Raw genomic sequence first — 13,254 nt, forward strand, 5'->3', positions numbered from 1 at the left:
TACATTGGCTGGTCTTTACATTGTGTTCTTGATGAGGGCTACATATCTTGTTTACAGATCAGATGTTTATGAAAGAATCATTTTTAAATCGTAATTTTTTATATAACGATCGAAGAATACAAAACAGCGAGTAACCTATTGCAGCACCTGACGTATTAAGGATTAAATCATCAACGTCAAAACTTCTATAAGAGTTTCTTAAATACATAGAAATCGAAAGTTGCGTTAGTTCTATAGACAATGAAATAAAAAATCCAGTTAATAACATTCTTTTTAGGTTCCTTAACTTGTCAAATAAAAGAGGGAACAACAAGCCAATTGGCAACAGTAAAATCAGATTTCCGCCAAGAGATCTTATTACATAAAACTGCAAGCCTAGATGATAAATATCTACAAAGAAATAAAACGGGATAAAGTTATTTCCATACAAAAATGGATGATAAGAATCTTTCCTCCAGTTCGCAATTAAATCATGATCTATAGGTAAAGGGAATATTGTAACGCTTATCAGTTCAAAGAAGTAAACGATTAAACAAACAATAACAAGATGCTTATCATTGGCCATTCGTTCTTTCTTAAATATAAATCGCTTAATAATTCTATAAAGAATAAAACAAAAATAAAGTACAAACATGAATGACAAAAGAAAAGTTGAGTCAAGCATAAATACACCACAATTTCTTTTTTTGATCCTATTTTAACATAATTAGGAAAGAGATTAAGATTAAATAAAAAAAGACTTTTATCTAAATTTAAGGAGGAAAGGGAAGGTGAAACTCAATAACGACAGTGATTTCCAAACCAAGTTTGCTGACATGTTTTTAAGAAACGGTTGAGGAGAAGTTTATTGCTCATATGAGTCAAAGTTGAAAATGATTGGAGTGATATTGAATTGATCAATTGTTAAAGAATAAAAAATCAACTAAATGTGCGAAAAGATCAATAGCTCTAAAGAATGCCTAATTTCGTATGGACAAATGACATTTGGCTGTGAGGTAAATACAATACAGTAAACTAGAGGAGCGAATGGAGGGTTCTATGTGTTTAGACAATATCCAGTTTGGTATACACAAACACCTTACTACCTGAATTATCATGTGCCTCAATACCAAACAATCTCTTATGATCCACAACGATGTTATCAACGTTGCATGTATCAAACTGGCGGCAACTATGAGTTATGTGACAGATTATGTTATGAAGAAATACCAGTGTAAAAGAGGGGACTTTCTCCTCTTTAAAACCACATTATATAAATTAAAAATGAAGAATCTGATAAAAAAGGAAGTAAATTGAGATAACTCTATTTGATAAACGATACATCTCAATTATAAATAAAGATATCTCAGTTCAAGAATTTAAACCAAGTAGGAGTCAGAAAAAGCTTGCAGCTTAAAGAATTACAAAGGAAACAAGAGGACGGCAGCATCGGCAATACATATGATTATAAGCTTGCTAAGAAAATTAAATGTTAAATGATGAAAAAGTTGACCAGGTCGATGATCTTCTTCATCAGTTAAAGAACGACTTCATCACGCATGCTTTGTAATCAAGACGAATTAAACCAATGGCATTTTTTACACCATGCTTTTACGAAATTCAAAGGTATTGTAATCAAGGAAAACTACATCTATGGGTAAGACCGTAGCAATGAAACATTGGGTACCGGTCTAATGAAATCCAATACAATGTATTACAGCACATGAATACTAAAGAAAATGGATAAGAGCTCGGTGTCCATATCTTTAACAATAATGAGGGCTCGGTTACACACGTCCTATAGATCATTTCAATTAAGGGATCAATCCTGAAGTGAAGAACTTTATTACTTTACACACGATGATTTCAACTTGAATTAATTAATATAATACAAGCTTTCTTTTGAGACAGCAGTTTACATTATGTGGAGAAACACTGATTTGTTAAAATAAATATATCGTCACTATACCTCATTGCGAAAGGGGAATATTTATGACCAAGGTAGCGATAGTTACTGGTTCCGCAGGCGGATTAGGGAGAGGGATAGCAGAGAGATTGTGCAAGGATGGTTTTAGTGTCGTTCTGCATGATATTAACGAGGAACTGCTGCATGCAACTGTATCAGACTTCAAAGAAAAAGGCTATCATGTTATCGGAGTAAAAGGGGATGTATCCAAGCGTGATGATCAATTCAATTTAGTTAAAGCAGCGGCAGATACATTTGGCCGTTTGGATGTGTTTGTAAACAATGCAGGTATTGAGGCAGTTTCGCCATTTTTAGAAATAACAGAAGAACAACTGAATCAATTGTTCAAGGTTAATGTCAATGGCGTTGTGTTTGGTACTCAAGCAGCTGCTGATCAGTTCATTAAGCAAGAAACAAAAGGCAAAATCATTAACGCATGCAGTATAGCAGGTCACGAATCATTTGAAATGCTTGGCACATATTCCGCAACGAAGCACGCAGTGAAATCTTTTACACATTCAGCTGCTAAAGAGTTAGCCAAATATCAAATAACAGTTAACGCATATTGTCCTGGTGTTGCAAAAACAAAAATGTGGGATCGCATTGATGAGGAAATGGTTAAACATAGCGATGATTTAAAACCAGGAGAAGCTTTTGAAAAATTCTCTTCAGACATTGCTCTAAAAAGATATCAAACACCTGAAGATGTGGCCAATTTAGTCTCATTTCTAGCTTCAGATGATTCAGATTATATCACCGGTCAAGCTATTTTAACTGATGGCGGCCTGGTTTATAGATGATAGAATGTACAGTAAAATAAAAGAATCCATTTTAGAAATGGATTCTTTTTGTTTGAGATGAAACCATAATGACCTAGTTGTATAATGAGAAAAGCAATTCAGAGGTCCGTGTGTTCATTCAATGAAAATGGAGTGAACATGTTGGCAAAAAAATATTTGGTCCGTCAGCATGTTCATCTTGTGCAGGAATGATATGTTGGACAAGCAACATCGTGGCGCATGTGAGTTTTAGACACAAGCCAGACGAACAATACATAGCCATAAAGAGAGGCTTGGCGTTATACAAGCCCTATTTGTGTCAGTAGCCAAAAACCAATGTTGTACTTTGTGATCCGGCATATTTTGTGACAAATTCTTTTGTGTACTGCGGAGTTTGAACCCGGTAGCTGTAATTGGAGCCTGGATTCCACGTTGTCAACGGTGAGGATTGCCTGTTCAAGGATGGATAGCTTCCTGTATCCTTAAAGTATCCGGTGCCCTTGTCATCAAGGATTCCGCCTTTTTCGCTGCCTTTTCCAAAATAATTGTATTCAGAATATATTTTTGCTTTTGTCGCGATGGTAATTGCTTGGTTAAAATTGTTGCTGTAATTGTTTTTGACATGAAAGTAGCCATATCTCATCAGCCCCGGGCCTCTTACATACAAATTCTCAAAATAGTTGTTGGCGATGGTCATGTGCGGATAGCCGTCATATTGGTGCTGGGAATCATCAGGATATCCTAAAATTAAACCGTACTTATGATTTGCGAATTTTGAGTTGCTGATGGTGATATAATCAGCTGATTTACCGATATACAACAGCTTGTCCAGGTCACTTCCGCCAGCACTATAGCTGTGTCCTGAAAATGTAACATGGTCGATCCAGTAGTTAAAGCCTGAATCGAGATAAAGCTGAATATCGTTATTTCCGTTAATCTGCGGGCTGTGTTCAAAGGTCAGATTTTGAAAGATGACGTTTCCGGATGAAGAAGATGTTGTTAAATAAATATTTTTCAGCGTTTTTTTAGCGTAAGAACCTACAAGTGTTTTATTTGAACCAATCGTTACCGTTGTTTTTGAAGAAGCGGTTAAATCATTTTGAAGCACTAAAATTTTAGGTGTTGATCCGCTCAGATGGGTTTTTAAATCATTTAGACTTTGGATATAAACGATCTGGCCGTTTTTTCCGCCGGTTGTGCTGGCTTTAGAGACTCCTTTTTCATTTTTTGCATTTCCGGCAAATCCTAAAATGCCATTCGTCGAGGTATTTGGAAAATCGACGGCGCCTAAAGCTTTTTCAGGCAAGAGAAGCAATAATAAACTTAACATGGCAAATAATAAAGAAAATCGTTTCAAAGCCACTCAGCTTCCTTTCAAATTTAAATAATTTACATATGGATTATTATTACAGTTGGACAACAGTAAGAATAGAGTCTATATTCCTGATCAAAACCGGGATTTTATATGTTTTTTGATGCAAATAAAAGAGTTACAGTTGGAACCACACGAAAGGATTGATACACCATTGACTGCTGCAGCATATCGAAACACTTTGCTTTCTCTTCTTTGTTTAACAGCGGGAATCGTGGATGTGATCGGTTATTTAAGCCTAGGACACGTCTTCACTGCTAATATGACGGGAAATATCGTTTTATTGGGATTAGCAATCGGAAAATCTCTTCAAGTCACTGTTTTTCATTCTTTAACTGCGCTAATCGGCTTTATCGTGGGAGTGATTGTTTCCACGATCATTGTTGGAAAGGCAGAGAAAACATTTTGGCCATCCGCTGTAACAAAAGCTCTGGCAATTGAAGCGTTCATTTTATTTGTTTTTGCTTGTCTTTCAATATCTGCTGCTTTCGTTCCGGTGTACATCCTTATTATCCTTTTGAGTATTGCCATGGGGATACAAACAATAGCAGCTAAACAACTGGGGATTGCAGGCATTTCTTCTACAGTTTTGACCGGAACATTGGCTTCTCTTTTAGAGGATCTTTCCGGCCGGTTGTTTTTCTCTAAACAGAATAAAACATTCTTAAGAGATGCTGTGTTAAGGGCGCTGGCCATCATATTATATTGTGTGGGGGCTGTTATTGTAGCTTTTGCAGATCCACATTTTCATTACATTATTATCTGGTTTCCGATTGTGCTCATTTTAGGTATTATACTTACTGCTCTGACCAAGTTGCAAAAGGTAAAGTGAAATTCTCCCGCTTGCGATTTCAAGCGGGGATGGGAATTTTTTGAGCTGATATACTTCAGATCCTCACTATAGCTATCCATATTCTATCCATATTAATGAAACAAGAATTTTGGCTCATATGTGCATCTGAACATAAGTAATGCATAGTCGTATAAACGCACCCTTTGATATATATAGAATAGTGAATTAGACATAAATCAATCTATGAATCTATGTCCTCTTTCAATCCATATCGAATGAGTATTACAATGATAATGATTCTCATTCGAAATTTGGATTAGGAGGATGTCTATGAAAAAGAAGATCAGTGCTGTTATTAGCGTGGTTATGTTGATGATTCTTTGTTTTTGCCCGCAGGCTTCGGCAGCCTATAACGATTTGCACGAAGGCTATGCAACCTATACCGGATCAGGCTATTCAGGAGGAGCTTTCCTTCTTGACCCTATCCCATCTGACATGGAGATTACGGCAATTAACCCAAAGGATCTTAATTACGGCGGTGTGAAATCCGCTCTTGCCGGCTCTTATCTTGAAGTGGAAGGGCCAAAGGGGAAGACGATCGTCTATGTTACCGATCTATATCCTGAGGGTGCCCCAGGAGCCCTTGATCTTTCACCCAATGCCTTCAGCAAAATCGGTGCTATGAAAGATGGAAAAATCAAAATCAAATGGCGTGTGATCAAAGCGCCAATCACTGGCAATTTCACATACCGGATTAAAGAAGGCAGCAGCCAGTGGTGGGCGGCAATCCAAGTTAGAAATCACAAGTATCCTGTTATGAAAATGGAATACTACAAAGACGGAAAGTGGATCAACATGGAGAAAACGGACTATAATCATTTCCTCAGCACCAATTTAGGAACGGGCTCTCTTAAAGTCAGAATCACTGACATTCGAGGAAAAGTTGTAAAAGACACGATTCCAAAGCTTCCTGCAAACGGAACATCTGGGGCGTACACAGTTCCCGGGCATGTTCAGTTTCCTGAATAAAACCTTTGAAAAACGGCGGAAAATCTAAATTTTCCGCCGTTTTTTTGTACGTGCAAATGATTATGAAATAAGAATGTTGTGACTTACTTATGCAAGTTGGCACAGCAACGGTAGAGGAACATTTTAAATGAAAAGTCCTGCTCAAGAAAAAGGGCTAAACGAATCCTGCGACTGGTCTTTGTCTTTCAGCTACTTGGATGCTAGATGGTGACTCTGTATTCATTTGGCAACCCCTCCACCAAAGACAGCAATACCTATACTTGATAAGTAAAAATCAATATTTGCATATGTGGGCTGCTTTCGTTAATGTGTTGATTGGTTTCAAATTAAATAAATAACTAAAGAACCAATAAATTGATCAAAAAGCGTTTCCAATCCTGCTTTTTGTTGTGTTTGGAAAAGAAATTTTATAGCTCGTCTTATTGAAAAATTCGCATTAATCTTTCGCTTGTTGTTTCTCTCCTAATGTTAATACCCATTCTCTTAAGATATGTTTTTGCACATATCTTTTTCCGTTAATATCAATATGAGGGAGGTCTGTGAGATCCTTTGCTAAGAGTTTCGCCTCCGCTTGGGTTATTCCTAAAAAATGCCCGATATAAAAGTAAATATCTCGTTCTTTAATCAGCATAATGTCATTTTTTTCGTTAGCTTTTGGGTTGTTAATATGCTTTAATCCTTCTCCGATAAAATATCCAGCCAATGCAATACCGATTCCTAAAAAAACGTCCATGTGTATGCCTCCATTATGTACTCGTCATGTTATACGGTCAATCTATATCATTGGTTTCATTTTTGTTGACTGTGTACACAAAAAACCGCCAGAGCAAGATCTGGACGGTTTCTATGCTTTTTCAATCTGAACTCGGCCTGAGAAAAAAGTGGCGCCTCCGCCCATATCAGACAAGCGGTCGGGGGTCAGGGCGTTAACAAGCTGATTTTTGCCTGGTTCATCTGCCCATAATCCTTGACTGACGACAACACCGGGCAGCACTTGTTCTCCGACTGCGGCGGTTAGTTCACACTCACCTCGGCTGTTCCAAATCCGTACGGCTTCACCATCAGTGATGCCGTGTTTTTCGGCATCTTTCGTGTTGATAAAGAGTTTCGGTGTCTTTTCAAGTTTGACGTGCTTTGCATTATTGGAAAACGTTGAGTTTAAGAAATTATGATTCGGCCCGGGAACATACATAAACGGAAATTCATGATCCGGCGCAAGCGGCGTATGTGTCGGTAACGGCGGGAAACCGGCTTGTTTCATTTTTTCTGAATATAATTCTATTTTTCTGCTCGGTGTCGGCAATTTACCCGGAAATAGCGGCTTTTCACGCTTCGCCTTCATAAATGAACGTTCAGTGAGTGATTCATAACTAATCTCCGCTAAATAAGGATTATCCGGATGGTGAAGTGCCTGGCGGATTAAGTCTTCATCTGAATCTTTGAGCTCCTGATCCGTAAATCCCATTGCCTCAGCCAATAACCGGAATACCTCGGTATTAGACTTGCTTTCTCCGTATTTCTCAATAACCGGCTGCTGAAGCTGAATGTAATGGTGCCAGTATGAGGTGTAAAAATCAGTATTTTCAAAAGCGGATGCAGCGGGCAGTACAATGTCCGCATATTTGGCCGTTTCTGTTAAAAACAAATCATGAACCACGGTGAACAAGTCATCCCGCAGGAGGCCTTGTCTGACTTTGTTCGCTTCTGGCGCCACAACGGCTGGATTCGTCCCATAAATAAAGAGGGAGCGAACAGGAGGGTCTGTTTCCAGAAGAACTCTGCCCAGCTGATTCATATTAAACGATCTCGGTGTGCGGCCTTTCAGTAAATCAGGACGCTGAAGCGCGGTGGTGTTATATTCTAAAATCCCGCTGTTTTGTTTGATGGCGCCGCCTCCTGTATGCATCCATTGACCGGTAATCGCCGGTAGACAGGCAATCGTTCTAACAATCATTCCGCCGTTGTCGTGATGCTGAAGGCCGTTTCCGATTCTGATAAAGGAAGGGGAGGTTTCACCATACATTTTTGCCAGCTGATAGATATCGTCGATACTGATACCAGTGATCAGGGATACCTTTTCTGGATGATACTGTTTCACATGCTCGCGCAGTTCTTCATAGCCGACTGTATATTTTGAAAGAAACGCTTCATCGTGAAGATTTTCTTTAAATAAAATGTGCATGATGCCGAGGGCAAGCGCGCTGTCGGTACCGGGTTTTATAGGAATAAACCAGTCTGCTAGACGCCCTGTCTGATTTTTATGCACATCAATCACAATAATTTTTGCGCCTTTTTTCCGTGCTTTTTGAGCGATTGTAATTTGATGCATGTTTGTGCTGACTGCGTTAATTCCCCAAAAGATAAACAGTTTCGTATGTATCGTTTCTTCAGGATCGATTCCAGCACTCACACCCATGGTATATTTATAGCCCTCTGATCCGGCTTTGCTGCAAATCGTGCGCTCAAGCTGGCTTGAGCCCAAGCGGTAAAAAAAGCGGCGGTCCATTCCTTCAGCCGTTAATTTTCCCATATTGCCGTAAAAGCTGTAAGGCAGTATGCTTTCAGCTCCTTCTTCATCAATCAGCTGTTTCCAGCGGGATGTGATGGTGTCAATCGCTTCTTCCCAAGAAATTGGTTTAAACTCTGCCTCGCCCTTCACACCTGTTCGTTTCAGCGGAGTCGTCAGCCGCTTTTCATCATAGAGGCGCTCAGCCATATTTCGTACTTTGTTGCATATATTTCCGGCTGTCACGGGGTGATCAGGATCACCCTGCACTTTCACAATTTTCCCGTCTTTTTTATGTACCAGCAATCCGCACTGGTCCGGGCAGTCCAGTGAGCAAACGGATTTAAAAATGCCGTTTTGTTGAGTGGCGAACGATTTCATAGCCCAGTTCCTCTCCCTAGTTAGATATATTGTAAGAATTATAACATTTCGAATGATAACGTCAATTCTGAAAAAAAGACATTGACATCAATCTGGGTCTTCTTTATGATTAACGTATTCTCAATTCTGAAAATTACATACAAAACATTTTCTATCAAGAGAGGTGGAGGGACTGGCCCTATGAAACCTCGGCAACATTATTGTGCCAATTCCAGCAAGCGTCAGCTTGAAAGATAGGAAAGTAAGGTTTATACCGGCTTCTGTCTGTGGCAGAGTGCGCCTATACATGAATCTCTTTCCATCTTTGGAGAGAGATTTTTTTGTGTGAAAAATAACGATGAAAAGGATGTTTTGCATCATGACGGTTTTGATTACAGCACCGTACAACGAAGAAGGACGAAAAGAGCTTGAAGAATTGTTCGGTTCCGTTGTTTATCAGTCTTGGAAAGAAAACGGCCGGGCATACAGGGAAGATGAATTGATTCAGCTATTAAAAGGATCAAATGCGACGGGTTTGATTACTGAGCTTGATCAGGTGACAGAAAACGTGTTTGCATCAATGCCGGAACTTTCATTTGTAGGAGTATGCAGGGGAATGCCTTCCAATGTTGATGTGGCAGCAGCGTCAAACAAAGACATTCCGGTTTTCTATACACCTGGGCGCAACGCACAAGCTGTTGCTGAAATGTTTATTGGAAATGTGATTTCATTTCTCCGGCACACGAATACCTCTAATCAATGGCTAAAGGATGGAAAATGGAACAGCGATTATTTGCAGGCATATGCCAAATTCAAAGGTAATGAAATAACAGGAAAAACCGTGGGTATGGTCGGATTCGGAGCGGTTGGGCAAAGAATTGCAAAACTGCTGACTGCGTTTGACTGCAAGGTTTTGTATTACGATCCATACGTACAGCACGATTATCCGCAATATGAAAAAGTATCTCTGGAGAAGGTATTTTCAGATAGTGATATCGTTTCTGTTCATCTGCCGCGTACAGATGATACGCTTGGCCTCATTGATCGGCCGTATTTTGACTTGATGAAAGAGAGCGCCATTTTCGTGAATACATCAAGAGCTGTCGTGGTAAACCGAGAGGATCTTTTATCTGTACTGAAAGAAAGTAAAATCAGGGGTGCGATATTAGACGTTTTTTATCATGAGCCGCCAGAGCAATCGGATTATGAATTTATTTCATTGCCTAATGTTCTGGCAACACCGCATTTAGCAGGAGCAACATTTGAAGTAGAGGATCATCACGTTACCATTCTGAACGAAGCGCTTAAAAAGTGGAGGGATGAAAAAACTCTCAATATTCCGACTTTATATAACAAAAACGATCTTAAAGCAGAGGTGTAAAAAGGAGGGCATCAGGATGACGAAACAAAAAGGTTATCTCGTATTTGACATTGGCACTGGCAATGCAAGAGTTGCGGTCGTAAGTGTGTCGGGAAGCGTTCAAACGGTTGAACGGGAGGACATTGTATATACGACCGAGCCGCTTTACCCGGACAGCCGCTATTTTTCTCCACAGGCGCTGTGGAATCAAATCATGAATCTGGCTAAACGTGCGATTTCTCGTTCTCATCATATTGAAATTATTGGTCTCACTTCAACAAGTCAAAGACAGGGGATCGTGCTGTTTGATCAAAATGGTGAGTCTTTCCTCGGTCTGCCCAACATTGACAATCGGGGCAGGGAGTGGGAGGAAAACATACCGAATCGGGAAGAAGTATACAGCCGAACAGGCCGTCTGCCGACTGCGCTTTTTTCAGCGCTCAAGCTTTATGGTTTAAAGCACCGCCAGCCCTCCTTATGGGAAAAAACTGCAAGCTTCACAAGCATCAGTGATTGGGTGACGTATCAGTTGAGCGGAGTATTGACATATGAACCGTCACAGGCGACGGAAACGCTGCTGTTTGATGTAAAACAAAATACATGGTCAGAAGAGATGTGCAATATATTCGGTTTCTCGCCATCTATTCTTCCGCCTCTAGTAAGAGCGGGAACAGTCATTGGATCGATAGCAGATGAGTATGCGGCAGAATTGGGACTATCACATCATGCGAAGGTTATAGCGGGTGGGGGAGATACACAGCTTGCTGTCAAAAGCACTGGTGCTGCTCTGGGAGACGCAGTCATAGTATCAGGTACGACAACACCGATTACCAAAATTATTGGTGAAATTCATGAGGACAGACAAAATAAAGCCTGGCTGAACTGCCACACAGATCAAGGACAGTGGCTTGCGGAGACAAATCCCGGGGTAACGGGTCTGAATTTTCAAAAACTAAAGGATATTTTCTATCCGAATGAACCGTACGATGTGATGGAAGAAGAGATTGCTGCTCTTGCTAAGGAAGATCATGCATGTGTATCTTCCCTCGGTTCGTATTTATCGGCAGAAAAAAACGCCCTGACGAAAGGCGGCTTTCTCTTTGATGTACCGCTTTCAGCCCATTTAAGCAGAGCGCATTTTGTACGCGCGGCCTTACAGGAGATTGCATGTTCAATCAAATGGAACTTTGACATTTTAACAGAGATTACTCCGTTTGATCGTGACTATGTGTGGGGATGCGGAGGCGGATTCCAAAGCAGAGCATTTACACAATATATTGCCAATCTTCTTCAGAAAAAAATCTATGTCAAAGAAGGGTACAGTCAGGCATCAGTCGTTGGTGCTGCTGTGGTTTGCAATGAGGCCTATAGATTGACCGAAGAAATGTCTGGAAGTGTTCGGGTGATAGAACCGCAGGATTGCCGGATAGAAATGACTTTATACGAGGAGTGGAAGCAGGTCCAACGCTTCTTTTCAGGGTTAGAGCCGTCATCGGGAAACAAGGTATTAGTATAAGGCGGAATTTGCCGCCAATTGAGGAATTATACATTTTATTACTTTAATGAGGTAATACGGTAATTGAGATAAGCATCTAAGGAGGATACAGATATGTTAGATAAAATTGGTATACCAAAGCGGCTGGCATGGGGGTTTTTAGGGGTTGTGCTGTTTATGATGGGAGACGGTCTTGAACAAGGATGGCTCAGTCCTTTTCTGATTGAAAATGGGCTCACCGTTCAGCAATCCGCTTCGATTTTTAGTATATACGGCATTTCACTGGCCATCGCTTCATGGTTTTCGGGTGTGTGTCTGGAAGCATTTGGCGCAAAGCGGACGATGTTTATGGGGTTGTTGTTTTATGTGATCGGTACAGCGGCTTTTATCGTCTTCGGATTTGAACAGCTAAATCTGCCTGTCATGTATGTGACTTACTTTATTAAAGGCTTAGGATACCCGCTTTTTGCTTATTCCTTCTTGACATGGGTCATCTACAGAACACCGCAGAACAGGCTCAGCACAGCTGTCGGCTGGTTTTGGATTGCGTATTGTCTGGGCATGTTTGTTTTCGGTGCTTGGTATTCAAGTTATGCAATTAAAACGTTTGGTTATTTAAATACGCTGTGGAGTTCTATTTTCTGGGTATGCCTCGGTGCAGTCTTCGCGTTGTTTATTAATAAAGACCGGTTTGAAAAAAAGAAAAGAAAAAGATCAGAAACGGCGGAGGAGCTTTTAAAAGGGGTTACCATTCTTGTTACCAATCCGCGGGTGCTGACAGGAGGAATGATTAGAATCATCAACAGCATCGGCACATATGGTTTCCCTGTGTTTTTGCCGATGCACATGGCTCAGCACGGCATTTCAACTAATGTGTGGCTGCAGATTTGGGGAACGATTTTTCTGGGCAACATTGTATTTAACCTCATTTTTGGAATTGTCGGTGATAAATTCGGATGGAAAAACACCGTCATTTGGTTTGGAGGTGTCGGCTGCGGCATTTTCACCGTTTTATTATACTATGCGCCTGTTTTTTCAGGCGGGAATATAGCTGTTGTGAGCATCATCGGCTTTATCTGGGGCGGTTTGCTGGCAGGCTACGTGCCGATTGGTGCGATCGTGCCGACAGTTGCCGGAAAAGACAAAGGAGCCGCCATGTCCGTTTTGAACCTCGCAGCCGGCTTATCGGCATTTGTCGGACCTGCTTTAGCTTGGATGTTCATCGGACTCGTCGGTGCACAAGGCGTTGTCTGGATTTTTGCGGTGCTTTATCTTGCGAGTGCAGTCATGACGAAATGTATTAAGCTACCTGAAGAAAAAGAAGTACAGAAAGAGACTTCCCCTCAATATGCATCCTGATGAAAAGCGCCCTGAAACAGGGCGCTTTTTATGATTTTTTTCAGCAATGGTTTCAGTTACAGAGTGCCGCGCAGATGATTGGTCTGGACGGGACTTCATCATTAGGAGTCCGCCAATAAAATAGTTTGGGCGATCGCTTCTGCATTAAAGCGCTTTTTAACTCTCATGATTGTATGCCTTTTTTTAAGTGTATCTTTGCAGGGCACGGCTCAACCATTGTAGTACGATTTAAGGGTCTTCGTATTTCTCTTCAATT

At 40.6% G+C, this 13,254-nt stretch carries 10 protein-coding genes and 1 riboswitch; of the genes, 6 read left to right on the forward strand and 4 right to left on the reverse strand.

Going from position 1 to position 13,254, the window contains the following annotated elements; translation table 11 throughout:
- Positions 1 to 58: 58 nt before the first annotated feature.
- Positions 59 to 565: a VanZ family protein gene (locus ACQVGS_RS11840; protein ID WP_268496554.1), complete on the reverse strand. Its 507-nt coding sequence runs from the start codon at positions 563 to 565 to the stop codon at positions 59 to 61.
- A 1,406-nt stretch (positions 566 to 1,971) separates the two neighbouring features.
- Between ACQVGS_RS11840 and ACQVGS_RS11845 the strand changes: the two genes are divergently transcribed.
- The gene (locus ACQVGS_RS11845; protein WP_024121657.1) at positions 1,972 to 2,745 is read left to right on the forward strand and encodes an acetoin reductase; all 774 of its coding nucleotides are present in this window, start codon (positions 1,972 to 1,974) and stop codon (positions 2,743 to 2,745) included.
- Between the two features lie 298 nt (positions 2,746 to 3,043).
- On the opposite strand, the gene ACQVGS_RS11850 is transcribed toward ACQVGS_RS11845, so the two are convergent.
- Positions 3,044 to 4,054 (reverse strand): polysaccharide lyase family 1 protein, encoded by a 1,011-nt coding sequence (locus ACQVGS_RS11850; RefSeq protein WP_395958042.1) that lies wholly within the window; start codon positions 4,052 to 4,054, stop codon positions 3,044 to 3,046.
- Positions 4,055 to 4,250: 196 nt separating this feature from the next.
- On the opposite strand from ACQVGS_RS11850, the gene ACQVGS_RS11855 reads away from it, so the two are divergent.
- Both ACQVGS_RS11855 and exlX read left to right on the forward strand, forming a co-directional pair.
- On the forward strand, positions 4,251 to 4,928 hold the full coding sequence (locus tag ACQVGS_RS11855; RefSeq protein ID WP_106021707.1) for a YoaK family protein: 678 nt from the start codon (positions 4,251 to 4,253) through the stop codon (positions 4,926 to 4,928).
- 291 nt (positions 4,929 to 5,219) lie between these two features.
- Entirely contained in the window at positions 5,220 to 5,918 is a 699-nt protein-coding gene (gene exlX, locus ACQVGS_RS11860) for an expansin ExlX (protein WP_185847886.1), read from the forward strand.
- 436 nt (positions 5,919 to 6,354) lie between these two features.
- Here the strand turns inward: exlX and ACQVGS_RS11865 are convergent, their stop codons facing one another.
- The gene (locus ACQVGS_RS11865; RefSeq protein ID WP_024121653.1) at positions 6,355 to 6,651 is read right to left on the reverse strand and encodes a hypothetical protein; all 297 of its coding nucleotides are present in this window, start codon (positions 6,649 to 6,651) and stop codon (positions 6,355 to 6,357) included.
- 111 nt (positions 6,652 to 6,762) lie between these two features.
- Positions 6,763 to 8,805: a molybdopterin oxidoreductase family protein gene (locus tag ACQVGS_RS11870; RefSeq protein WP_491830261.1), complete on the reverse strand. Its 2,043-nt coding sequence runs from the start codon at positions 8,803 to 8,805 to the stop codon at positions 6,763 to 6,765.
- Positions 8,806 to 8,953: 148 nt separating this feature from the next.
- A riboswitch (SAM riboswitch) is annotated at positions 8,954 to 9,045 on the forward strand.
- A gap of 97 nt (positions 9,046 to 9,142) precedes the next feature.
- On the opposite strand from ACQVGS_RS11870, the gene ACQVGS_RS11875 reads away from it, so the two are divergent.
- The 3 genes from ACQVGS_RS11875 (at position 9,143) to ACQVGS_RS11885 (ending at position 12,998) form a co-directional block, all read left to right on the forward strand.
- Positions 9,143 to 10,165, forward strand: coding sequence for a 2-hydroxyacid dehydrogenase (locus tag ACQVGS_RS11875; RefSeq protein WP_151175077.1), 1,023 nt, complete (start codon positions 9,143 to 9,145; stop codon positions 10,163 to 10,165).
- Positions 10,166 to 10,181: 16 nt separating this feature from the next.
- Entirely contained in the window at positions 10,182 to 11,660 is a 1,479-nt protein-coding gene (locus ACQVGS_RS11880; protein WP_326374410.1) for an FGGY-family carbohydrate kinase, read from the forward strand.
- A 93-nt stretch (positions 11,661 to 11,753) separates the two neighbouring features.
- Positions 11,754 to 12,998, forward strand: a complete 1,245-nt coding sequence (locus ACQVGS_RS11885; protein ID WP_185847891.1) for an MFS transporter — start codon at positions 11,754 to 11,756, stop codon at positions 12,996 to 12,998.
- Positions 12,999 to 13,254 lie beyond the last annotated feature (256 nt).

The organism is Bacillus sp. SD127 (assembly GCF_058566445.1).

Coding starts and splice junctions, on each gene's coding strand:
- ACQVGS_RS11845 (WP_024121657.1), top strand. CDS start 1,972: ATGACCAAGGTAGCGATAGTTACTGGTTCCGCAGGCGGATTAGGGAGA.
- ACQVGS_RS11840 (WP_268496554.1), bottom strand. CDS start 565: ATGGCCAATGATAAGCATCTTGTTATTGTTTGTTTAATCGTTTACTTC.
- ACQVGS_RS11875 (WP_151175077.1), top strand. CDS start 9,143: ATGAAAAGGATGTTTTGCATCATGACGGTTTTGATTACAGCACCGTAC.
- ACQVGS_RS11885 (WP_185847891.1), top strand. CDS start 11,754: ATGTTAGATAAAATTGGTATACCAAAGCGGCTGGCATGGGGGTTTTTA.
- ACQVGS_RS11880 (WP_326374410.1), top strand. CDS start 10,182: ATGACGAAACAAAAAGGTTATCTCGTATTTGACATTGGCACTGGCAAT.
- exlX (WP_185847886.1), top strand. CDS start 5,220: ATGAAAAAGAAGATCAGTGCTGTTATTAGCGTGGTTATGTTGATGATT.
- ACQVGS_RS11870 (WP_491830261.1), bottom strand. CDS start 8,805: ATGAAATCGTTCGCCACTCAACAAAACGGCATTTTTAAATCCGTTTGC.
- ACQVGS_RS11850 (WP_395958042.1), bottom strand. CDS start 4,054: ATGTTAAGTTTATTATTGCTTCTCTTGCCTGAAAAAGCTTTAGGCGCC.
- ACQVGS_RS11865 (WP_024121653.1), bottom strand. CDS start 6,651: ATGGACGTTTTTTTAGGAATCGGTATTGCATTGGCTGGATATTTTATC.